Genomic DNA, 21,334 nt, shown 5'->3' on the forward strand with positions numbered 1-21,334 from the left:
ACGGTGGACGTGACGCCGCCGGTCGTACCGTCCATCAGCATCAACAAGGAGGTCTGCACCTCCACCAACCCCGCTGACTGCGCAGACGGCGGCCCTGGCCCCTGGGCCAAGAACACCACCATCCCGCCCGGCAGCACCGCCTACTGGCGCATCACCGTCACCAACACCGGCACCGTCCCCGTCACCGGCATCACCCTCACTGACGCGGTCACCCCGGCCTGCGCCACCGCCGCCGGCACCTTCGACCTCGCCGTCGGCGCCTCCCGTCAGGTGTTCTGCGACCTCGCCAACATCACCCAGCACACCGTCAACACCGTCACCGCCACCTTCCCCGGCCCTGACGGCACCCCCATCACCACACGCCCGTCCGAAGCCACCGTCGACGTGTGCGAAGCTCCCCCGTCGCTGACCGTCGACAAGAAGGTCTGCCAGTCCGGCGACTCCGCCGACTGCGTCGAGGGCGGGGCCGGGCCGTGGGGCAAGGAGGTGACCCTGCACCAGGGCAACGCGCCCGAGGAGCTCTGTGAACCGGACAAGTGCCAGGCCTTCTGGCAGATCACCGTCACCAACAACGGCACCACGGACCTGACCGGCATCACCCTGACCGACGACCAGGAACAGAGCTGTGAGAGGGCGGCCGGGTCGTTCGACCTGGCGGCGGGAGAGTCGAAGACGTTCTACTGCTCCAGCCTGATCAGCGAGGACACCGTCAACACCGTCACCGCCACGGTCACCGGCCCCGATGGCACTTCGATCACCACGCCGCCGTCCTCCGCGACCGCCCGGTGCGAGCCGCCGTGTGAGCACGACAAGTGCCACCACCACAAGCCCGGACACGGCCACGACGGACACCAGCGGCCCCGGCAGGACGCCGGGAGTCTGCTGACCGCCTGGTCGACGCTCCCCTACGTCACCACCCGGCCTCCGACGACCGGCCTCGATTGGCTGCGGCCGTTCCTGGCCGACACGGGAGGGGTGAGCCAGTGGATCTGATCCGGTCGAACCGGCCCTGACGGGCCGAAGACCCGGTGGCCCGGGAAGAACCTCTTCCCGGGCCACCGGCGTGCCGGGCAGCCTACGAGCTACGCGGCCGGCTCACTCGCTCACCAGGTGACCGGCAGTGCGTGGAGACCGTAGACCTCGTTGTTGGCGCGATAGGACACCGCTTCTGCCGGACACGCCAGCGCGAGACCGGGCAGCCGCCGTAGGAGCTCGGGCAGCGCGATCCGCAGTTCGGCGCGGGCCAGTGGCGCGCCGAGGCAGTGGTGCGGGCCGTGCCCGAAGGTCACGTGCGACACGGGTTTGCGCTCGATGTCGAGGCGGTCCATCCCGGCGCCGAGCACCGGGTCGCGGTTGGCCACCGGCAGTTGGCAGACGACCTGGTCACCGGCCTTGACCGGCACGCCGCCGATCTCGGTGTCGCGCCGGGCGGTCCGGGCCAGCGCGGTGCTGGACACCGAGAGGAACCGCAGCAGCTCCTCGACGGCGCCGTCGATCAGGGGATCGCCCTCGGTGGCGTTGCGCAGCCGGTCGGCCTGTTCCGGGTGCGACAGCAGGGCGAGCACGCCCAGGCCGATCGTGTTGGACACGGTGACGTGGCCGGCGAGCAGCAACAGCTCGCAGACCCCGACCAGTTCGGAGTCCGACACCGCGCCGCCGTGCTCCCGGATGAGCATGCCGATCAGTCCGTCGTCCGGGCTGCGCCGCTTCTCCGCCACCAGGGAGGCCATGTAGTCGTGCGACTCCTGGCCGGCCGCGATCCGTTCCTCGATGGGGAGCCCGAGATCCAGTGTGGTGCGGGACCAGTGGTGGAACCGCGCCTGATCGGGATCGGGAACGCCGAGCAGCCCGCAGATCACCCCGAGGGGCAACGGCAGGGCGAAGACGTCCATCAGGTCCGCCGAGGAGCCCCGCGACTCCATGCCGTCGATCAGCTCGCCGACCAGGGTCCGGATCATCGGCTCCAGTGCGCGAATCCGCTTCGCGGTGAACTCCGGGGTCAGGACGTGGCGCAGCCGGGTGTGCTCCGGCGGGTCCATGTTGAGGAGTTCGTTCGGCAGGACGGGAGCCCGTTCCGGATCGTGCATCGCGAAGGTCTCCTGGTCGGCCAGCACGCGCCGCACGTCGGCGTACCGGGTGACGAGCCAGAACGCGCCGTCCCGGTGCAGCCAGAAGTCCTGGACATGCTGGACGGGGTTCTCGCGCTGGGCCTCGCCGAGGGCTGAGCCCAGGTCGAGGCCGTCGCGGCGGTAGAAGATCGAGATCGGTGGCGTTTCCTGCTCACTCATGGGGCCTCCAGTTGCCGTCTGGTACGCACTTCCCGATACCCAGGCGCCCGCGCCGCCGCGCGCTTCGGCCCCGATCCCGTACGGCGCGCAGGGGCGCGGGGGCCCCGCACGCGCCCCCGGCCCGCGCCGGAGGCGCCCCATGGCCCGCTGGCACTGAGCGCCTTCTCTACGTTGCAAGCCCTCCAGGGCTGATCACGACTCCGCACCGACTCCGCCCGCCACGCCGTCTTCTGGATGTTGCAAGCCCTCCAGGGCTGATCACGACCGGGTCGGTGTCGCCGGACTGCCAGAAGGCGACGGGTTGCAAGCCCTCCAGGGCTGATCACCACTGGCCGAGACCTTCCTCCGCTCGATCTCCAAGATCCTGTTGCAAGCCCTCCAGGGCTGATCACCACATAACTGGTGATGACCTTCACACCGGGCATGCGCCGTTGCAAGCCCTCCAGGGCTGATCACCACGGTGTTCGAGCAGCCGGGCGGCCTCCTCGGCAGCCGGTTGCAAGCCCTCCAGGGCTGATCACCACCCCACCCACTGGGGGTGGCGCCGCCCCAGACGTAGCGTTGCAAGCCCTCCAGGGCTGATCACCACCGGCCGCCTGGACATCCCCTCCGTCATCCAGGTCATGTTGCAAGCCCTCCAGGGCTGATCACCACCCGAGGGTAAAAGCCGAGGTCACAGCACCCGCAGGCCCTCCCCCGCACAACGGAAGCGCAGCGACCCGCCGGTACTGCAACAGCGCCGGTCACAGGATGTCGCCCGGCCCGCCGAGCGTGGCTCCGTACGTCGTGGCGTCGACCATGTCCGGGGAGCGGGCGGTGTAGGTGACGATGCTGTCGCAGGTGGGGTCAATCACGCTATTGAGGATGCCGGTCAGGGCCCGGTACTGGGCGGCGCTGAGTTCTCCCTGGAAGACACTCCGTTGCGTCCAGTGCAGGTACTTGCGGCAGGTCTTCAGGACCTTCGGGTTGCGCTCGGCAGCGGTGTCGTACACCAGGATGACAAACATCGGCGGCTACCACCACGGCCGGAACGGCTTGTACGGCACGCCTTCCAGGCACAACCGGACGAGCTTCAGCGCTTCGAGGTGGATGAGTTCCTCGTAGCTGACCTTCCTCTTCAACGTCCGGTGGTACACCGTCGTCGCGAGTTCGTCCCGCACCAGGGCGGCGATCTTCTTCCGGCCGCCTGCGCTGAGCGCGGCGCGGCCGACCTCCGTCTCGAAGTCGCTCGGCTTGAGGTGTTTCTGGCTCGCCGCCCGCCGTAGCAGCCGTTCGGCGAAGAGCGGTTTGAAGGGTTCCGCGAGGTCGAGGGCGAGGGTGTTGCGGCGGCGGTCGGTGTCGCTGTGCAGGAAGCCGATCGCCGGGTGGAGTGGGGTGCTGCGCAGGGCGGTGAGGACGCGGGCGTAGACGAGGGCGTTGAGGTAGCTGATGAAGGCGTTGCCGGCGTTGGTGGGTGGCCGTCGGGTGCGGCCGTTGAGGCGGAGCCAAGCCGGGAGTCCGCTGTCCAGGACGGCCCAGGCGGTGCGGCGGAAGTTTCCTTCCTGGCCCATGAGTTCGTCGGTGTCGTGGCAGTCGGGCAGGGCAAGGCGCAGGGTTTCGAGCGCGCCGTCGAGGAGGTCGGTGTCGAGGGACCAGCGGAGGTTCTCGGCGGTCGCGAGGAGGAGGGCGCGGGCGATCGGGAGCCGCTGCTCCGGGTCCCCCGTGATCTCGACCTGCCGGCGGACGACCGTGGCGGAGGACATGGCCTCGGCCGGTGCGAAGTGTCCGGCGTGGTTGCCGTAGTGGTCGAGGACGTGGACGGTGACGCCGTGCCGGCTGAGGAGGGACATCGCGGAGGTGTTGAGGTCGACGTGGTCGAAGGTGACGAGGTCGCGGATGTCGGTGATGGGGAGGTGGACGGGGCTGGCGTCCGCTCGTTCGATGCGGATGCTGTCGTCTTCGCGGCGGATGCGGCAGGGTTCGGTGAGCCAGTAGGTGCGGCCGACGGCGGGCATCAGGTTCCCCAGCAGTAGTCGAGGTAGGAGCAGCCGCGGCAGGCGGCGCGGGTCTGGCGGTCGGGGGGTGCCGCCGAGGCGATGACGGCGCGGGCTTCGTCCTCGGCGGTCTCGGCTTCTTCCCGCGCCTCCTCGTTCCACGGGACGTCGGTGGTGCGGCGGATGAGGGGGTAGTGGACGATGCCGCCGCGCACGTTGACGCCTCGGCGTTCCAACAGCAGGCAGTAGTGCCGGACTTGGGCGTCGTGGGCGGGCGAGGGGCTGCGGGAGGACTTGGTTTCGTGGATGACGGCGCCGGCGGTGACCCAGTCGATGCGGGCTTCGCCGAGGTCGACGTCCCGGCGGCGGGTGAAGGTGGTCTCGCTGACGACCTCCCCGAAGGCGACGAGGTCGCTGCCGCCCTCCGGCCGGTATCCGCGCGTGTAGAGCCAGAGTTGGCGCGGGCAGTGGCGCAGGTACTTGATGTGGACGCCGCCGAGGCCCTGGTCGTCCCGGCTGGGGTCCGAAGGGACGGGTTTCACAGGATGGTCTCCCGCTCGATCGGTGGGCGAAGGCCCAGAACGGGGTCGTCGTCGTACCGGCCGTCGATGAGGTGGACGCCGAGCGACCGGTCGAAGGTGGCGTTGTAGGTCTTCAACTGCCCGTACCGCAAAGGGATGAGCAGTCCTGCCGCGAGCAGCGGATCCGCCGCCTCGCCGACCGCGATCTTCCGGTACTCCTCGGCGTCGTCGCGGAGGAGTACTTCGACGGTGTCGAAGCGTTCGCCGAGGTTCCTGGCGTGCTCGGTGCGGTCGTGGAAGGGGTCGGTGAAGGTGAGGAACTCGGCGGTGAAGCCGTCGCGGGCCCGTCGTGCTCTGCCAGCCCACTCACGGCCCCAGTCGGTGTCGTAGGCGAGGGCGAGGAGGCGGTCGATGTCGTCTTCGCTGAGGCCGGTGGCGCCTTCCGCCGCGGGAGTCGTGAGCGCCGACCAGGCGGCGTCCACAGCGCCCGGGTCGTACGGCCGATGGCCGTCGGTACGGTGCACGCGGAACTCGACCGCGCCGTCCGGGTGGCGGCCCCGACGGTTGACGCGTCCGGCGCGCTGGGCGACGGCCTCGATGGGGGCGTTCTCCACCGCTCCCCGGTCGAAGTCGAGTTGCAGCGAGACCTCCACCGCCTGTGTGGCCACGACCAGGCCGCCTCGACGCGGCGCTTCGTCGGGCCTGCGCTCGGGGTGGCGCTTCAGCAGCCGACGCTCGATCCCGTCGCGGTCCTTGTTCTTGAAACGCGAGTGGAGCAGCAGCGCCGCGTCCGGGTCATCGGGGTCCGACTGCCGGGCGAGGGCGGTGAACAGTTCCTGCGCGGTGGCGACGGTGTTGACGACGACGAGCACACTGTGGCCCTCGTCGAGCCACCCCTCCAGCCGCGCGACGCTCTCCGCGTCCGTCAGCGGGAGCTCGTCGACGACGAGGCGGTGCCGCACCGGCGCCGTCCCGGGTGCGGCCCGGTGGCAGGTGACGGGCTGGTGGAGGCTCTCGTCGACGATGGCGAGCAGCGGCGGGGCGAGGGTGGCGGACAACACGGCGATCCTGCTGCCGAGTTGTTCCCACAGCCGCATCGCCGCGCAGAGCCGGCCGAAGATCTCGGGGTCGTAGGCGTGGAGTTCGTCCAGGACGAAGAGGGAGTTGGCCTGTTCGAGGAGGACGGAGGAGTGGGTGGGCCCGGCGATGGCGGCGGCGAGGAGTTGGTGGGGGGTGGCGACGCGCAGGCGTTGGGCGAACAGCCGCATGGCGTTGGCGCGGGCGCGGGCCTTGCGGGCGTCGGCCTTGGTCGGGCCGCAGCAGTCGTCCTCCAGCGCCTCCGCGAGGAGGGTTCGGGCGAGCGCGCCGTGGAGGAGGCCGATGTCGGGCCGGCTCTCCCCTGCGGCCGGGTGGAGGTCGTCCTGGAAGCGGCTTCGGGTGGCGTTGAGGGAGGCCCGGTAGGGCAGCGTCCACACCACCCTCGGCAGACCGGACATGGTGGCCGACTGCCGGGCCGCCCAGGCGAGTCCGGCTTCGGTCTTGCCGCTTCCGGTGGGGGCGACCAGGACGAGGTGGCCCACGGTCGCACCCGCCTCGACCTGGTGGCGGTGCGGGGTGTACCGGAGCCGCGCGAGGTAGTCGGTCGGCAGCGGCAGGTGGGTCTGGAGGTCGACGTGGGCGGAGCCGGCGTGGTCGGCGAGGGTGAGCGCGCCCTGGGCCAGGACGGCGAGCAGGCCGCGGTGGGCCTTCACCGGGAGCGTCCAGGCGGTGAGGACGTCCCGGAGGAGTAGCCGGGCCCGTTCGGCGAGCACCGGGTCGTCCGGCCCCGGTGGCGCGGGTTCGGCGCCGAGGAAGCCGGCCAGCCAGGCCAGGAGTTCCTGGTGCAGTCCGCGCGGCACCTGCGGGCGCCGGCCGTCCGCCCCGTGCACATGACCGAAGGCCTCGTCCCAGCGGGTCCGTTCGTTGTAGAGGCGGGAAAGGGCGGGTTTGCCGCCGCCGAGGGAGGACGCCGAGTGGAGCGGCCGGTGGTGACCGGCGACGAGCGTGGCGATCAGCAGGCGTTCCTCGCCGCTCCACCCTGCCGCCGGGGCCAGCAGGTCGACGTAGGCAAGGGAGAGGACCTCGTGGCGCTCGCCCCAGCGTTTGCCTCCGGGTTCGAGCTGCCGTTGGAACGGTTCGGCGATCTTCCCCGCGTCGTGGAGCAGCGCCGCGGCGCGGACGAGGCTCCAGAACAGCGGTTCGGTCGCGATGATGCCTGCTGCTCCGATGCGCGCCTCCAGCTGGGCGACCGTGTCGTGGACGGTGCGCAGGTGGGTGGTGAGGCGCTCGGGGTCTTCGCGGGGCAGTGACTTGGCCCGCAGGTCGGTGAGGGCGCGCCGTCGTGGTGGGACCGGAGGTCGGGCCGGGGGTGGGGTCAAGGGTTGGGCCAGGCGTGGGGTCAGGGGTGGGGTCAAGGATTGGATCAGGGGGTCAGCAGCCATACGGCTTGGGTGTCCTCGTTGCTGGTGGGTGCTTCTCGATGGGCGCCGCGAACCGGTGCCGCCCCGGCGGGGTCGTCACACCACAGGTACGTCGACCAGGTGGTGGTGAGGCGGTCGGCGGAGACGGTGTCGGCGAGGCGCTCCTCCCGGGCGGACCGCACGTCGTGGGCGTCGGCGGGGGCGAGGGCGTGGCCGACGACCGCCCGCTCGGCGGGTTCGAGGACGACGTGTGCGAGCCCGGTGAGGTGGACGAGGTCCTGGGAGCGGCCCAGGCGCAGGGCGTGGCGCGGCCGTCGCAGTGCCCGCGCGAACCGGTCGCCGTCCGGTTCCGGTTCGGGCAGCCACACGGTCAGGTGGACGTCGGCGAGGAAGGGCCGGTCCTTGGCCGTCGTGCCGCCCTTTCCGGCCCGGACGCGGCCGCCGTTGGCCGGGTTGCTGCCGTCGGCGGCGATCGGGTGGTAGGTCTCGGTGTCGGTACCCTGGCCCTCCGACCACGCCGCCATCCCGAAGACGAAGGACTCGGTGTACGCGCCGGTGGCGGCGGCGAGCAGCCCTCGGACGGTGGACGGCGGCGGCACCGGGAGAACACGGATGACGCCGGGGAAGAGCGGGTCCCGGAAGGAGGCCACGGGGGCGTGGAAGGTCGCGCGCAGGGCGCGGACCGGCCCGCCCGGCGGCACCGGGTTCATCGCGGGTCCGGGTCGTCGAACCAGCCGTCCAGCTCGCCCGCGCGCAGCTCCTCCGCCAGCTTGAGCAGCACGGTGCGGGGGTGGTCGATCACGATGTCGCCCTCGGCCAGCTCCCGCTCGCACTGCTTCTCGAAGTCCTCGCGCGCCTGGTCGCGGAAGCCCGGCCGCCAGCCGATCCGTACCGGGCCCTCCCACTCCCCCGCCCATGCGGCGAGTTCCCGGGCCAGGACGTCCCCGCGCACCCGCACCCCCGTGTCCGGGTCGCTGTCGATCACGTTGCCCAGCGGGTTGATGCCGCCCTTGAACGGGACCAGAACGATCAACGCGGGCACCCGGTCGCCGTAGTGCAGGGCCTGCTTCGCTCCGCCGCTCAGGTGCGCGATCGCCTCGGGCAGCAGCGCGGCCCGGCGGCGGCGCTCCTCCAGCGGCAGCCGGACGGCCGGCTGGTCGCGGAACTTGCCGGTGGCCGCGCCGAGTTCGGCCGCCTCGGCCAGTTTCAGGGCCTGCTCCTGCGTGAGGTAGTTGGGCCGACCCACCCCGTCCACCCCTGGCAGGGTGAACGTGCCGATCCTCGGGACGTCGAGCAGGAAGGGCGCGGCGAGGTCGGCGGTGTAGAACTCGTGGCCGTGCAGGACGGGTTCGGTCACCCCGCGCGACATCACGCCGAAGTCCTCGGTCGGGTACACGGGTTCGACGGACATCAAAGCGCCGAGCATGAAAGGACTGTCACGCAGGGTGGTCGCCTCGTCGTCCTTCTTCGCGCCCGCCCGCATGTATCCGAACAGGTCGTCATCCGCGTAACGCACCGGATCCGCCTGGGTGTTGGCCTTCTGCGCCTTGCCCTGGGCCTTGCCGACCCGGGTGACGGGAGACGGCACCGAGCCGCGCTCGACCATCGTCTCCCGGATCCAGCGGCGTGCCGCCTGCGCCGACACATACGGGTACTTGCGGCCCCTGATCCGCGCGAACTTCACGCGGGACATCGTCTCCTCGCCCCGCCCGTTGTTGGGTGCCCCGGCCTGCACGGAGAGCACCATCATCCCTGCCAGGTAAGCCATTTACGCCTGCTCCATCTCGTACTCGTCGTACTCGTCGCACTCGCCCTCGGCATCCGCACCGAACGTCGACCGGTCCACCAGCGCCTCGATCTCGCCTTCCCGCTGCGGGTCGGCCTCCTTGCCGCTCACCGCCACACCACGCTGCTGGAGCAGCACGGACACCTGCGCGAACAGGAGCATCCGCTGCTCCCAGGCCCTCGGCCGGCGCCCGATCAGCGGCTTCCACGACTCGGGCCCCACCAACCGGCTCTTGTTCCCTCTCAGTTGCAGAAGCGCGTAGGCCTTCACCAGGAGCCCGCCGAGTTCGTAGTCGCTCAGCGCGGCCTTGCGGTACTCGGCCAGGCGCCCGCGCGGGCTGGTGCCCTGGGCGATCCAGTCGGCGATCAGCGTCGCCACCGGTTCGAGATCCGTTTCCATTCCGAAGACCTCCTCGGCGTAGGTGAAGGCGAGCCGGACCAGGGACTCGCGGTCGTCGACGCTCCACGCGCCGTCGGGATCCGCCAGGAGACGGTGCAACTGCCCGAGCAGCGGGCGGCTGCGCCCGTCCTCGGCCTCGAACAGCAGCCGCGCCGCCTCGCTCGCACCGCTCCTCCCGGCGTCCGGCCGGGCCAGGGCGCGCCGCAGCAGCAGCCAGCCACGGCGCAGCGGCGCGTTGCCGTCGACGGTGGCGAGGAAGAGCGGGAGGGCGCGCCGGGTGCGGGTGACGCGCAGCCAGGGTTCCTGGTTGTCGTTCTTGAAGCTCCACAGAGTGGTCGCGCACAGGCCGTCGGTAGCGTCCCGCAGCGCGGTGAGGACCACGAGCTCGGGTCTGGTTCCGGCGGGCAGCCCGCTGAAACCGGCGTGCATGACGCGGCGGGCTCGCCGCACATTGCGACGGGCGAACTCCCGTTCGGCGTCGGGTTCTTGACAGGACAGGACGGTGGCCGAGCCGGCCGTCACCCAGGCGCCGTAGGGCAGCGCCCACATCGCGATCCGGCACCCGCGACAGACCGGCCAGCCGGGGACGCCGGGCGGCAGGGTGTTCAGGGCCTTGCTGGTGTCGAACAGGGGGAGATTCGACTTCGCCCACACGGCTGCCGTGCGGGTGCTACAGAACGTGCACGGTCTCCTCGGCCCGGCGTCCGGGTCGCCCGGGTCGTCCGGGTCGTCCGGGTCGTCCGGGTCGTCCGGCGTGAAGAACTGTTCGATGTCCGGTCGCAGCATGTTCGGGTCGGAGGGCCGCTTGCTGTGCGTGGCTTTCGAGTTCGGGTACAGCGCGAACAGCACCTTCCACCAGTCGTAGCGGCTGCTCTCCTTGGGCGCGGTCGCGGCCGCGAGTACGTCCGCCACCAGGACGGACGCCACCGTGTCGAGATCGGCCACGCTCACCCGGCCCGGGTCATCGCGCTCGGCGATGACGGCCACAGCCCAGGCACCGGCCCGCTGCAACGGGTGGCCGGTGGCGATAAGGGTGGTCACCGCACCCACCCGAACCCCTGGATCGTGTCCAGGCCCAGCCCCCAGGACCGGATCGCGTTCACGAACCGGCCATCGGCCTCCATCGCCACCCGCACCCTGGCCCCGATCCTCGGCGCCCCACGAACCGTGAACCGCCGCCGGGGGCCGGCTTCCAGCACCCGCAAACCGTGCGGGGCCGGCAAGCCCAGCACGTCCGCCTTGTGCGTCAGGTTGTGCTGGAGACGGTCCAGGTAGTGCTCGTCGCCCGGCAGCAGGTTCCGGCCCTCGTGCTTGAGCACGACCGGCGTCATGGTCTCCAGCTCCACCGGCCCCTCCCCCGCCGGCAGCATCACGTCCATGTCCACGGCGATCCCGCGCACCCGCAACCGCGTGGCACCCCAGACCAGTTCCTCAGCCCCGGCCAGCGCGCGCACCAACACCGACGCGATCTCCGGCACCGGCGACCCAAACCACACCGAGCCGTCCTGCGACGTGGAGTACACGCCCTTCGTGCGCGGCGCCCCCTGGAACAGCGGCCCGGCCACTCCGACGGGCTTCAACGGCTTGCCTCGCCACCCGCCGTCATGAAGAGCCTGCGCGAGCGCCTCGTCCTGGCCACCCAGCAGCCCGTACACCACACCTCGCGCCGCCCCGTGCACGTCCTCCCACCGCACACTCGACGCATCCGGCGTCACATCGACCCTCACCCGCACTGCGCTCTCCTGAACCACGTGCCGCAACCTGAACTCGCCGCAAGCTAGTTGGACGTGGGCGATCGGCATCGCATTCCTCATAATTTGAACCAATAGCTAGCGTCATGTGCTAGGGACTCCGGCACCGCCGCCAGCCCTGCTACCGGAACAGCGTCCACCCGGAGAGACGGCAGACCCAAAACACTCTGACCTGCGACGATGCACTACCGCCGAGTCGCTGCAACGGCGCCATCGCAAGCGATCTGCGCATGCCACTGGACCTGGTGCTTTACCCTCGGGTGGTGATCAGCCCTGGAGGGCTTGCAACGTGAACTCCCCGGCCAGGGAGCCCGTCAGGTTGTGTGGTGATCAGCCCTGGAGGGCTTGCAACGGGACAGGCGTCTGGAGTGTCATGACGTAGTGGTGGGTGGTGATCAGCCCTGGAGGGCTTGCAACGTGAGGGGCGGAGCCTGCCAGGTGGCGCTCCTGCCGTGGCGATCAGCCCTGGAGGGCTTGCAACGCCAGCTCAACGGGAGGACTCTCAACGGCCTCCGGGTGGTGATCAGCCCCGGAGGGCTTGCAACAGGCCGGAGACTGCGGTGGAACCGCGCGGGGTCAGGTGGCGATCAGCCCTGGAGGGCTCGCAACCCACAAGGTGATCGGAACGCCTACGTACGGGGCCCGAACATCCAAGCCCCGAACGTGCCCGACCACGACGCCAGATCAAGGCCGAATGGCCACCGCCCCGTAGCACGAGGCCCCCGCGTCCGTGATGTGCTCCGCCTCGCCCGCCGGGGCGGGGTGCCAGCGCGGGGTGGCGACGACGCCCGGTTCCATGAGGTCCCAGCCGGTGAAGAAGCGCGCGAACTCGTCGCGGGAGCAGGCGACGACGGGGGTTCCGGCGGCGGTGTAGACCTGGATGAGGCGGCCGGTCTCCTCGGGGGCGAAGTCCTGGGTGAAGTGGCTCATCACCAGGGCGGAGCCGCTGGGCAGTTGGGCTTTGAGCCCCTCGGTGATGCCCTGGGCCTCGAACGGCACGAAGTGCAGCAGGGCGTTCATGCTGAGCGCTATCGGCCGGGTGAAGTCCAGGATGGCGCGGGCCGAGTCCAACAGGCCCGCGGGCTCGCGCACATCGGCCTGGACGTAGGCGGTGACGCCCTGTTCGGTGCCGCGCATCAGTGCCTGGGCGTGGAGGAGCACGATCGGGTCGTTGTCGGCGTAGACGACCTTGGCGTCCGGCGCGGCGGACTGCGCGACCTCGTGCAGGTTCGGCGAGGTGGGGATTCCGGTGCCGATGTCGAGGAACTGCCGGATGCCCGCCTTGGCGAGCAGGTGCGTGGTCCGGTGCATGAAGGCGCGGTTCGCGCGGGCGGCGGAGCGGGCGTAGGGGAAGACCGCCAGGGCTCGGCCGGCCGCCTCGCGGTCGGCGGGGAAGTTGGTCGTACCGCCGAGGTAGTAGTCGTACATCCGCGCGGAGTGCGCCAGGTGGATGTCGAGGTTGACTTCCACGTCGTCGATCCGGTCGGCACCGTCCGTCATGCACTCCCCCTGGCAGCTCATCGACTCTCCCCGCGCGACGCGGAGCGGATCCGCGTCCGCACCACCGCGGCCGACGGTGGCGACCAGCGGTGCGGCCTGACGCGGCCTTCCCCACTATGCCCATACGCCCGACGAGCCAATCAAGGACCTTCGCCGACCACGACACAACCGTTCAACGCGACGACCTCAATGGGACACACGGCGGCCCACTTCGATCATCTTCGAGCAAGTACTTTCATCGTCCGCCGAGCCCTTTGCCCGATCTTTAAACCTCTTGTTGCGGATTAACATCTCGACACCCAATCCGCCTTAATGTTCCTATCGGGGAAGCGATTTCCCGCTGTGACCGCCGTACGACCGTGGGGTTCCGCCACGGCGGCGGCCCGCGCCGGGCGGCGACCGACAGGGGCGCCGCAGGGGAGGAATGGGACGTGAACGAGAGCGACTGGGTGGTCGGAGACCGGGACCGCCTGACGTTCGACGCGTTCTGCGACACGCACGAGAAGGCGTGGATCGGGTTCGCCCGCGCACGACTTCGCGACGGTGCGGCCGCACACGAGGCGACGGAGATCGCGAAGGCCCGCGTGTGGCACGCGTGGCCCCGCATCCTGCGCGAACAGATCCCGCCGTTCCACGCCTGGGCGATCCTCAAGGAGGAGATCGGCGCCGCCCTGGCGGAGTTGATGATGAACGGCGAACCGCTGCCCACCCAGGCGGACGTCCCCGAGTGGGTCTGCGCGGTGCGGGACGCCGCCGAGCAGGCCCAAGACCTGATGGAGGCCGACGGCAGCCACGAACAACTGTACGGCGCGATCCGGCAATTGTCCGAACGACGGCACGACGTGATCGTGCTGCGGTACCTGCTCGACCTGCCGGACGAACAGATCGCCGACTACCTGGGGACGACCGAGGCCAATGTCCGGTCCACCGCGAGCCAGGCCCTCGACCGGCTGGCCGCGGCGCTCGGCGGCCGGCGCGGGGCGAACCGATGAACACCGAGCACGGCCGGGCCCTTCGCCCGGGCCCGGCCAGTGTCCAGGTTCCCGCCCACGCCCCGAGGCCGCAGCCGGGCGCTACGGGGGTCGCCTGGGAACGGCTGCTGACCGCCCCGAGCCCGATGCCCTCCGAGCACGAGCAGGCGGCCCACGAACTCGACCTCGCCGCGTCCCTGGTCCTCTCCCTGCCCTCCGCCGCGCCCTCGCTGAGCCGGCTCGTCAACGACGAGCAGATCCACCCCGAGGGCGCCCTCGTCCTCGGTACGCTGCTGTACGTCGTAGGCCATCGCGACGGCGCCCAGTTCTGGTGGCAGTTCGCGGCGGGCGGCGGCTCCTACACCTCCGCGTCGTTCCTGAGCCTGTTCCACCGCAGCCTCGGCGAGTTCCTGGACGCCGAGGTCTGGCGCCAGCAGGCCGAAGCGCTGGCCACGAAGCCCCGCCCGCCACAGCGTGTCCTGGACCCCCCGCACGCGCTGCTGCCGGCCCAGGTGCTCACCGACATCCTCGTCCGGTCCCACTACGGCCTCGACGTGAAGCTGCCGCCCCGCCTCGCGGCCGTGATCCACCAACTCCCCGTCGCCGGCGACGACCCCGAGTACGGCGAGCTGCCCCAGGTGAGCAGCACCCTCGTCCGCGACCTGACCGACGAACAGTAGCTTCAGCCGTTTCCGTCGGACCCCTCCGCCACGGGGAGCCCGGAGGCCGCCCACCCGGCGCGGTACGGCGCGAGGAAGGCGGCCAGGGCGGACAGCATCGCCTCCGGGGCCTCCTCGGCGGGGTAGTGGCCGCAGTCGGGGACGACCAGGGTCTCCACGTCGTCGGCGGCGAGCCTCATCGTCACGCCGACCGAGGCGCCCAGGTTCGCCGCTCCCCCGATCGCCAGGACGGGGAGGGGCAGGCGGTCGGCCGCGCGTCGCCGGTTCTGGGCGATGGTGGTGTCCAGCGCGCGGTAGAACTCGAAGCTGCAGCGCAGGGCCTCCGGGTCGGCGGCGAGGGTGTCGACGTAGTTCCGGACGGCGTGGTCGGGCAGGGGCTTCGCGGACTTCGTGGCGAACTGGTGGGCGAAGTAGAGGTGTTCGCGGCCACGGACCAGGTGTTCATTGAGGCCGTCGAGGCGGTTGAAGGCGAAGTGCCAGAGCCGGTCGTTGGCCTCCTGGCTGCCGAAGAGCGGCGGCGTGGGCGAGAGCCCGGGGATCGTGGCCTCGGCGACGGCCAGGCGGTCGAGCCGCCCGGGGTGGTCCGCGGCCAGGGCGTAGCCGGTCCACATGCCGATGTCGTGTCCGACCATGGCGAACCGGCGGTGCCCGAGCGCCTCCATGAGCGCCACCATGTCGCGGGCGAGGGTGCCGGTGTCGTACCCGTCCAGGGGCTTGTCGGACAGGCCGACGCCGCGCGGGTCGACGGCGACGACACGGAACTCCCGTGCCAGCGCGGGCATCAGGAGGCGCCAGGCGTACCAGGTCTGCGGCCACCCGGCGAGCAGCAGCAGCGGCGGGCCGTCGCCGCCGGTGACGGCGTGCAGGCGCAGGTGCCCGGTGTCGACGTACCGGCTGGTGAAGGTCCGTGCGAATCCGGCCGGGAGGTCCGGCGCGCCGGCGACGGAGCCGGGGCCTCGGGGCGTGGGCAGGGGCGTGGGCAGGAGGCTCATGATCTTTCCTTCCGAAGGGCCGGAACCGGACCGCTCGCCGTCACGCTAGCCATCTTGGACCGATCGGTCAAGGATAGTTTGACCGATCGGTCCAAGACGCGGGTAAGCTCCTACCAGACAGGCGAAACAGGAGGTGCGTGCGGTGTCCGGCCGGAAGCAGTTCGACGTCGAGGCGGCCCTCGACCAGGCCGTCCGGGTGTTCTGGGAGCGCGGGTACGCGGACGCCTCACTGGAGGTCCTCGGCTCCGCCACCGGCCTCGGCCGCGGCTCCCTCTACGGCACCTTCGGCAGCAAGGACGCCCTGTTCCACCAGTGCCTCGACCGCTACGCGGCGGTCTACGACGAGCGGTACGAGCGGGCACTCACGGCCCACCCCGGCGAGCCGGTGCGCGCCGTCGAGGCCTTCTTCGACGCCGTCCTGGCCCGCATCGCCGACCCGTCGGTTCCCACGGGGTGCCTCGTCGCCCAGTCCGCCGCGCAGTCGCCGGCACTGACGGAGGCGAGCGGCGCACGGGTGCGCGACCTCCTCGCCCTCCAGCGCCGGCGGATCCGCGCCGCGCTGGCGGACTCCCCCGCCGACGCCCGGACGCTCGACGAACTCGCCGCCTTCGTCGTCGCCGTCAACCAGTCCCTGGCCGTCCTGAGCCGGGCCGGCACCCCGGACGCCGAACTGCGCTCCGTCGCCCGGCTGGCCTGCACGACGGTGGCGGACTCCCTGGCCCGGGCGGCGGCCGGGGGCGACGCCCCGAGCCGGTCCGCACGCCCGGAACCTCAGCCCAGTTCCATGAGGACGTCGGCGCGGGCGTAGTAGTCGGCGACCGGGAGCCGGTCACGGGTGATCCTCACGAACCCGGCCTCCTCGTAGAGGTGGAGGGCGGGGGCCAGCCCGCTGTTCGTGCCGAGGAACAGCCGGGCCGCGCCGAGTTCCCGGGCCCGGTCGATCGCCGCGGCCACCAGCCGGCGGCCGATGCCGCGCCCCTGCGCGCCGGGGGTGACGGCCATCTTCGCCAGTTCGAACACGGCGTCCGGGTGGGCCAGCAGCGCCACGCACCCCACGACGGCCCCGTTTCCCGGCTCGCGGGCCAGGAGCACGTCGCCGCCCGGGTCCACGATGTGGCCGAACGGGTCCCCGAGCACGGCCCGGTCCGCCTCCTCCAGGGTGAACAGCCGCGAGATCCACTCCTCGTTCAGCGCGCGGAACGCGTCGGCGTCGCCCGGCGAGGCGATCGAGGAGACCACGGGCGGAGCGGAGGCGTACGGCACGGGGCGGGTTCCTTCCCTGGATGACACCACGTCAGCGTGCGACCATGCCGACCCATGTGTCCAATACGTACCCCGGCCGCCATCCATAGGCTGGGGATATGGATCAGCGAATCGAGCTCCGGCATCTGCGCTACTTCCTCGCGCTGGCCGAGGAACTGGGGCCGGCCGCCATGAGCCGGGGGCTCCTGGCCACCCGCCGTGGCGACGACCGCCCCCTCGTACGGGCCTTCCTCGCGGTGTCCGAATCCGTGGCGGGCCGGGACGGACGGTCGGACGAGGGAGCCGCGCCGGCCTGCTGAGCCCTGCGGGCCTCCGGCCGAAGACGGCCCCCGCCCGCACGCCCGCGGCGACCGGGCGGGGTACCCTGCGACTCCGGGGGACGGGGCACGTCACGGGCCGGGAGGGAACGTTGGCACGTCGGGAGTTGGAGCCGCGGCTGGCCGCGCAAGTACGGGCGGCGTTCGCGGAGTTCGGGAACGAGGTCACCCTGCACGGGGACATGGCCCGCGACGCCCAGGGTCGCGACTACGGGCTCGGAGGGCTCCTGGCCCTGGTGGAGCAGCGGCCGGGGGCCCCGCTGCGGGAGCTGGTCCGCGCCCATGTCCTCGAACTGGTCGTCGCCGTCCAGGGTCCGATGGCGGGGGACGCCGGCTCGCCACAGGAGACGGCGGCCCGGCTCTACCCGCTGCTCCTGGACGCCACGACCCTGGCCGACCCCGCACGCCACCCGCACGCGCTCGAAGTCGCTCCCGGGATGCTGGAGTTCATGGCGCTGGAGTCACCCGTCGGCTGGCAGGTGCTGACCGGGGAGGCCGTCGCCGAACTCGGGGACGTGTCGCGGCTGCGCGAGGCCGCGCGGGACCGGCTGGCCCGACTTCCCGTGGAGCGGCACGAGTTCCGGTCGACCGGGCGCGGTGGCGGCCTGCACGTCGTCACGGGTGGTTCGGCGCTGACCGGGAGCCGGGTCCTCGTCCTGGACGCCCTCCACCGCGAGGTCGCCGGGTGCGAACTGCCGCCGGACGGCGCGGTGGTGGCCTTCCCCACGGCGTTCCGGCTGCTGTTCGCGCCGTTCGACGTCCGGGTGCCGGAGGTGTTGCAGGCCCTGATCGAGACCGCGGCGCGGGAGTTCGACGAGTCCTCCGCCCCGCTGTCCCCGCACACCTACTGGTGGCGCGGCGGAGATCTGACGCCGCTCACCGAGGTGGGCGAGGGCGGCCTGCTGGACCTCGTGCAGGTGGACGAGGTGATCGCGGCGGTGACCCGGCTGGCCGAGGGGCAGGCGGACCTGCCCGAGCCGCGACCGCACCACTACCGCTTCGCGCACCGCCTGCTGCCCTCGCTCGACCGGCTGGGCGCGGTACCGGGGGAACGGCTCGACGGCGAGTTGCGGCGGCTCTGGGAGGAGTGCGGCGCGAGCCTGCCGGTCGGGCAGCGACTGGAACCGGACGGCCTTCGGGGCGGGTTCGTCCAGGGCGGGCGGCACCGCATGCTCCTGGTCGCCCTTCCGGTGCCGAGGGCGGCGACGGAGGCCTTCGCGGTGGTGCTGGCCTGGCCGGAGGACGGCTCCCCGTGGCGGACCTTCACCCTGGAGTACGCGCTCGACCCGGTCACCGGCGAGCGCGGGGCCGTCCTGGGCGAGTGGGAGGCGGCGGGCCGCCACCGCCTGCACCGGACCGGCATGACCGCCGGGGCCCGCCCCTTCCTCCACGCCGTCACGGCCCTGCTCGACGCGCCGCCGGCGCAGACGGCGACGGCCGCCGCGCGGCCGAAGCGGCGCGGCCTGTTCCGCCGCTGAGCCACCGCGCCGTGCGGAAGGCGCACCGCGGTGGAGTGCTCAGGACCAGACGATCAGTTCGCCGTTCATGGTGAACCCCAGGAAGAGGGAGAGGGTGATCCGGCGGCCGCCCTCGAAGTCCCGCACCTGGTGGAAGTTGCGGCAGTCGAAGAAGACGCCTTCGCCTGGCTCCGCCAGGACGGTGGCCGACGGCACGTCCGCGACGACCTCGGGCGCCCAGCCGTAACCGTCCTTGCGGGTGTCGTCGGCGGGAATCCAACGGTGCCGCCAGACGGTCAGCGCGCCGCCGTGCTCGGCGACGGCGAGGTGCAGGTTGAAGGCGAGTTGCACGATGGGCTGGTCGTCGAGGCGGCCGGGGAACTCCCGCACCACCTCGTCGTAGTGGATCTTCGAGCCGGTGGGGAACTCGCGGAGGATGCCCACGTGCAGCGGGCGCCCGCCGATGGTCGCGGGGCGCACCGGAATGCCGAGCTCGGTGCGCAGCCGGCGCATGAGGGCGACGGCCGGGCCGGGTCCGCCGTAGAGGTCGTGCGCGGCTTCGCGGGCCTGCTCCGCCTTCTTCCAGTAGGCGTCCTGGACTTGGCCCCGCGTGTAGTGGTCGTACACCGCCGGGCCGAACTTCAGGATCGGCGGATCGAGGCGTTCCTCGTCGTAGGGCTCGAAGTCGGCCCGCTCGATTCGGGCGACGAGGGCGCTCAGGCCGTCCGCACCGCCCAGGCCGGCCGCGTCGCCCGGGCCGTCCACGTCGCCCGTGTCGCTCCGGAGCAGGTCGGGCACCCGGACGATCGCGCGGGTGCCGGCGGCCAGCCGCTGCAGAGCCTCCCGCAAGCCGCCCTCCCGGACCGTCTCCGCTCCGAACATCGCCTCGTCGCCGCATCGGGTCGGTGTCATGGCAGCAGTGTTCCCCTCGCTGGGGCCGGACGGAAGGGCGCGCGGCACGCCTGGGGCCCGCCCGGACCGCCGCGCAAGGTCACTATCCCTTCGCCGCGGGTCGTGGGCGAGCGTCACCGTCCGGCCGGGTGACAGTGCGCGAGGGCACCGGGCGGTGGCCGACGCACGCCCCCGGGAAGGCACGGCGGGGGGACGACGCGCTGAAGGCCGCTCCCCCGTCACACGAAATTCACAGCCCGGGGTCTACTCGCATAGACAGCGGTGGGCCATCCTGGTCGAGGCCGGCGCTCGAAGCCCGTCCCTCGCTCCCCGGGAGCCACGGGCGGTGGTGCCGGACGGATCGGTCGGCCCTCGCGCCGGAGCACTGCCGCGTCACAGCACCGCGTACGACCCCTTCGTCCGGGCCGGCGGCGATCCACCCCCGGGTGGAGGATCCGGGTGGAGCCCGACGGGCCGGAATTCCACCCCGGCACCGAGGCCGACGACACACCGTCCTCCGTACCGTCAGCGCCATGACCGGACTCCTGCGCCGCACCGCCGCCGGCGGCACGCTGTTGTCGGCCGCCCTCCTGCTGGCCGCCCTGGCCCCGCCCGCCTCCGCGTCCACGGACGCCGCCCCCACCAGGCTCGACTGGGGCACCTGCCCGGCGCCGACCCCTAACGCCGACGGCACACCGTTCCCGCGCGACGCGCGCCAGCAGTGCGCGACCCTGCGCGTCCCCCGTGACTACCGGCACCCGGACTCGGGCACCCTCACCCTCACCGTCTCCCGAATCCGCACCGCCGACCCGGCCCACCACCGCGGCGACCTCGTCGTCGCCCCGGGCGGTCCCGGCGGCCCGGGGCTGGACTACCCGGGCCAGGCCGCCGCGTTCCTGCCGCCCGCCGTGCTGCGCGCCTACGACCTGATCGGCTTCGACGAACGCGGCGTCGGCAACAGCACCCCCGTCCACTGCGACCTGCCCGCCGACGAACGCGCCGCCCTGCTCGACTACCCCTACCCGGCCCCCGACGGCTCGATCACCGCCAACCTCGCCCACGCCCAGGCCGTCGCCGACCGCTGCGCGGCCACCGCCGGCCCCTACCTGGCCGACATCACCACGGCGAACTCCGCCCGCGACCTGGACCGGATCCGCACCGCCCTCGGCGTACGCCGGATCTCCTACCTGGGCACCTCGTACGCCACCTACCTCGGCCAGGTCTACGCGAGCCTCTTCCCCTCCCGCGCCGACCACGTGGTGCTGGACAGCACGGTGGCCCCCGGCGGCGAGCAGCAGGGGATCGCCCTCTTCAGCGAGGGCGCCGAGGACACCTTCCCGGACCTGGCCGCCCACGTCGCCGCCCGCGACGCCACCCTGCACCTCGGCGCCACTCCCGACGCCGTGCGCGCCACCTACCTGCGGCTGGCCGCCGAGCTGGACCGCGCCCCGCTCGACCTCGGCGACGGCCGCACCCTCACCGGCGCCGGCCTGCGCGCCGTCACCTACTCGTCCCTGAGCAACCCGCGCTACTACCCGCTCGCGGTGGCCACCTGGCAGTCGGCCGCCACCCGCGGCACGACCCCGTCACCCCTCGGCCCCACCCACGGCTCGCTCCCGAAGGTGATCCCGGACAACTTCGTCTCCGCCCAGGACGCCGTCATCTGCGACGACTCGTCCTGGCCCCGCGACCCCGCCGTCTACGCGGCCCGCACCGCCGCCGACCGCGAGCGCCACCCGCTCACCGACGGCATGTCCGGCAACGTCCGGCCGTGCGCCTTCTGGCACTACCGCCCGCACGAGCCTCAGGTACTCCCCAACCCCGAGGGCCCGCGCGACATCCTGCTCCTGCAGAACCGGCGCGACCCCGCCACCCCCTATTCCGGCGCCCGCCGGGCCCTGGCCGCCTTCGGCCCCCGCGCCGCCATGGTCACCCTGGACGCGTCCGGCCACGGCGTCGACTTCACCGACCCCCGGGTCTCCGCGCCCTTCACCACCTTCCTCCTCACCGACCGCCTGCCCGGCCGGCACCCCGAGGGCCCGGCCGGACACTGACGTCGCGGCCGCCTCGCCGCCGACGGCGAGGC

The 21,334-nt window shown here is 72.2% G+C and carries 19 protein-coding genes, 1 pseudogene and 2 CRISPR repeat arrays; of the genes and pseudogenes, 7 read left to right on the top strand and 13 right to left on the bottom strand.

The genetic code is table 11. The annotated features are described in order from the left end of the window. Positions 1 to 993, top strand: a pseudogene (locus ACFRMQ_RS18640) (hypothetical protein); the annotation flags it as partial. A 110-nt stretch (positions 994 to 1,103) separates the two neighbouring features. Here the strand turns inward: ACFRMQ_RS18640 and ACFRMQ_RS18645 are convergent. The 10 genes from ACFRMQ_RS18645 to ACFRMQ_RS18690 form a co-directional block, all read right to left on the bottom strand. Beyond that, a complete protein-coding gene (locus tag ACFRMQ_RS18645; protein WP_380731555.1) occupies positions 1,104 to 2,288 on the bottom strand; it encodes a cytochrome P450 in 1,185 nt (394 codons plus the stop codon). Positions 2,289 to 2,458: 170 nt separating this feature from the next. Then, a CRISPR array of direct repeats spans positions 2,459 to 2,942; the repeat unit is 29 nt; unit sequence GTTGCAAGCCCTCCAGGGCTGATCACCAC. A gap of 89 nt (positions 2,943 to 3,031) precedes the next feature. Continuing rightward, positions 3,032 to 3,295: a CRISPR-associated endonuclease Cas2 gene (gene cas2, locus ACFRMQ_RS18650; RefSeq protein WP_380731556.1), complete on the bottom strand. Its 264-nt coding sequence runs from the start codon at positions 3,293 to 3,295 to the stop codon at positions 3,032 to 3,034. 6 nt (positions 3,296 to 3,301) lie between these two features. Beyond that, positions 3,302 to 4,282 carry a type I-B CRISPR-associated endonuclease Cas1b gene (cas1b, locus tag ACFRMQ_RS18655; protein ID WP_380731557.1) on the bottom strand — a complete coding sequence of 327 codons (981 nt, stop codon included), beginning with the start codon at positions 4,280 to 4,282 and terminating at the stop codon, positions 3,302 to 3,304. Next, the gene (locus ACFRMQ_RS18660; RefSeq protein WP_380731558.1) at positions 4,282 to 4,803 is read right to left on the bottom strand and encodes a CRISPR-associated protein Cas4; all 522 of its coding nucleotides are present in this window, start codon (positions 4,801 to 4,803) and stop codon (positions 4,282 to 4,284) included. Before ACFRMQ_RS18660 ends, cas1b begins: the two co-directional genes overlap by 1 nt. Beyond that, entirely contained in the window at positions 4,800 to 7,199 is a 2,400-nt protein-coding gene (cas3, locus tag ACFRMQ_RS18665) for a CRISPR-associated helicase Cas3' (RefSeq protein ID WP_380731559.1), read from the bottom strand. Before cas3 ends, ACFRMQ_RS18660 begins: the two co-directional genes overlap by 4 nt. Before the next feature lie 44 nt (positions 7,200 to 7,243). Beyond that, complete coding sequence (cas5, locus tag ACFRMQ_RS18670; RefSeq protein WP_380731561.1) at positions 7,244 to 7,951, bottom strand: CRISPR-associated protein Cas5; 708 nt, start codon at positions 7,949 to 7,951, stop codon at positions 7,244 to 7,246. Beyond that, the gene (gene cas7i, locus ACFRMQ_RS18675; RefSeq protein WP_380731562.1) at positions 7,948 to 9,009 is read right to left on the bottom strand and encodes a type I-B CRISPR-associated protein Cas7/Cst2/DevR; all 1,062 of its coding nucleotides are present in this window, start codon (positions 9,007 to 9,009) and stop codon (positions 7,948 to 7,950) included. Before cas7i ends, cas5 begins: the two co-directional genes overlap by 4 nt. Continuing rightward, entirely contained in the window at positions 9,010 to 10,467 is a 1,458-nt protein-coding gene (locus ACFRMQ_RS18680) for a hypothetical protein (RefSeq protein ID WP_380731563.1), read from the bottom strand. Next, the gene (cas6, locus tag ACFRMQ_RS18685) at positions 10,464 to 11,228 is read right to left on the bottom strand and encodes a CRISPR-associated endoribonuclease Cas6 (RefSeq protein ID WP_380731564.1); all 765 of its coding nucleotides are present in this window, start codon (positions 11,226 to 11,228) and stop codon (positions 10,464 to 10,466) included. The genes ACFRMQ_RS18680 and cas6 overlap by 4 nt, the downstream gene beginning before the upstream one ends. Positions 11,229 to 11,437: 209 nt before the next feature. Next, positions 11,438 to 11,786: direct repeats of the CRISPR family, unit length 30 nt; unit sequence GTGGTGATCAGCCCTGGAGGGCTTGCAACG. Positions 11,787 to 11,861: 75 nt separating this feature from the next. Then, entirely contained in the window at positions 11,862 to 12,677 is an 816-nt protein-coding gene (locus ACFRMQ_RS18690; protein ID WP_380731566.1) for an SAM-dependent methyltransferase, read from the bottom strand. A 431-nt stretch (positions 12,678 to 13,108) separates the two neighbouring features. Between ACFRMQ_RS18690 and ACFRMQ_RS18695 the strand changes: the two genes are divergently transcribed. Both ACFRMQ_RS18695 and ACFRMQ_RS18700 read left to right on the top strand, forming a co-directional pair. Continuing rightward, positions 13,109 to 13,669: an RNA polymerase sigma factor gene (locus ACFRMQ_RS18695; RefSeq protein WP_380731567.1), complete on the top strand. Its 561-nt coding sequence runs from the start codon at positions 13,109 to 13,111 to the stop codon at positions 13,667 to 13,669. Further along, a complete protein-coding gene (locus ACFRMQ_RS18700) occupies positions 13,666 to 14,328 on the top strand; it encodes a hypothetical protein (protein ID WP_380731568.1) in 663 nt (220 codons plus the stop codon). The genes ACFRMQ_RS18695 and ACFRMQ_RS18700 overlap by 4 nt, the downstream gene beginning before the upstream one ends. A gap of 2 nt (positions 14,329 to 14,330) precedes the next feature. Here the strand turns inward: ACFRMQ_RS18700 and ACFRMQ_RS18705 are convergent, their stop codons facing one another. After that, positions 14,331 to 15,320, bottom strand: a complete 990-nt coding sequence (locus ACFRMQ_RS18705) for an alpha/beta fold hydrolase (protein ID WP_380731570.1) — start codon at positions 15,318 to 15,320, stop codon at positions 14,331 to 14,333. Between the two features lie 142 nt (positions 15,321 to 15,462). On the opposite strand from ACFRMQ_RS18705, the gene ACFRMQ_RS18710 reads away from it, so the two are divergent. After that, positions 15,463 to 16,128, top strand: coding sequence for a TetR/AcrR family transcriptional regulator (locus ACFRMQ_RS18710; RefSeq protein WP_380731571.1), 666 nt, complete (start codon positions 15,463 to 15,465; stop codon positions 16,126 to 16,128). Here ACFRMQ_RS18710 and ACFRMQ_RS18715 read toward each other — a convergent pair. Beyond that, positions 16,092 to 16,583 (bottom strand): GNAT family N-acetyltransferase, encoded by a 492-nt coding sequence (locus ACFRMQ_RS18715; RefSeq protein ID WP_380731572.1) that lies wholly within the window; start codon positions 16,581 to 16,583, stop codon positions 16,092 to 16,094. The genes ACFRMQ_RS18710 and ACFRMQ_RS18715 overlap by 37 nt on opposite strands. 98 nt (positions 16,584 to 16,681) lie before the next feature. On the opposite strand from ACFRMQ_RS18715, the gene ACFRMQ_RS18720 reads away from it, so the two are divergent. Both ACFRMQ_RS18720 and ACFRMQ_RS18725 read left to right on the top strand, forming a co-directional pair. Then, complete coding sequence (locus tag ACFRMQ_RS18720; RefSeq protein WP_380731573.1) at positions 16,682 to 16,882, top strand: hypothetical protein; 201 nt, start codon at positions 16,682 to 16,684, stop codon at positions 16,880 to 16,882. A gap of 110 nt (positions 16,883 to 16,992) precedes the next feature. Next, on the top strand, positions 16,993 to 18,378 hold the full coding sequence (locus ACFRMQ_RS18725; RefSeq protein ID WP_380731574.1) for a hypothetical protein: 1,386 nt from the start codon (positions 16,993 to 16,995) through the stop codon (positions 18,376 to 18,378). A 39-nt stretch (positions 18,379 to 18,417) separates the two neighbouring features. On the opposite strand, the gene ACFRMQ_RS18730 is transcribed toward ACFRMQ_RS18725, so the two are convergent. Next, entirely contained in the window at positions 18,418 to 19,269 is an 852-nt protein-coding gene (locus tag ACFRMQ_RS18730) for a proline hydroxylase (protein WP_380731575.1), read from the bottom strand. 512 nt (positions 19,270 to 19,781) lie between these two features. Here ACFRMQ_RS18730 and ACFRMQ_RS18735 point away from each other — a divergent pair. Next, positions 19,782 to 21,302, top strand: a complete 1,521-nt coding sequence (locus ACFRMQ_RS18735; RefSeq protein ID WP_380731576.1) for an alpha/beta fold hydrolase — start codon at positions 19,782 to 19,784, stop codon at positions 21,300 to 21,302. Positions 21,303 to 21,334 lie beyond the last annotated feature (32 nt).

It is taken from the genome of Kitasatospora sp. NPDC056783 (assembly GCF_042789895.1).
Taxonomy (GTDB): Bacteria; Actinomycetota; Actinomycetes; order Streptomycetales; family Streptomycetaceae; genus Kitasatospora.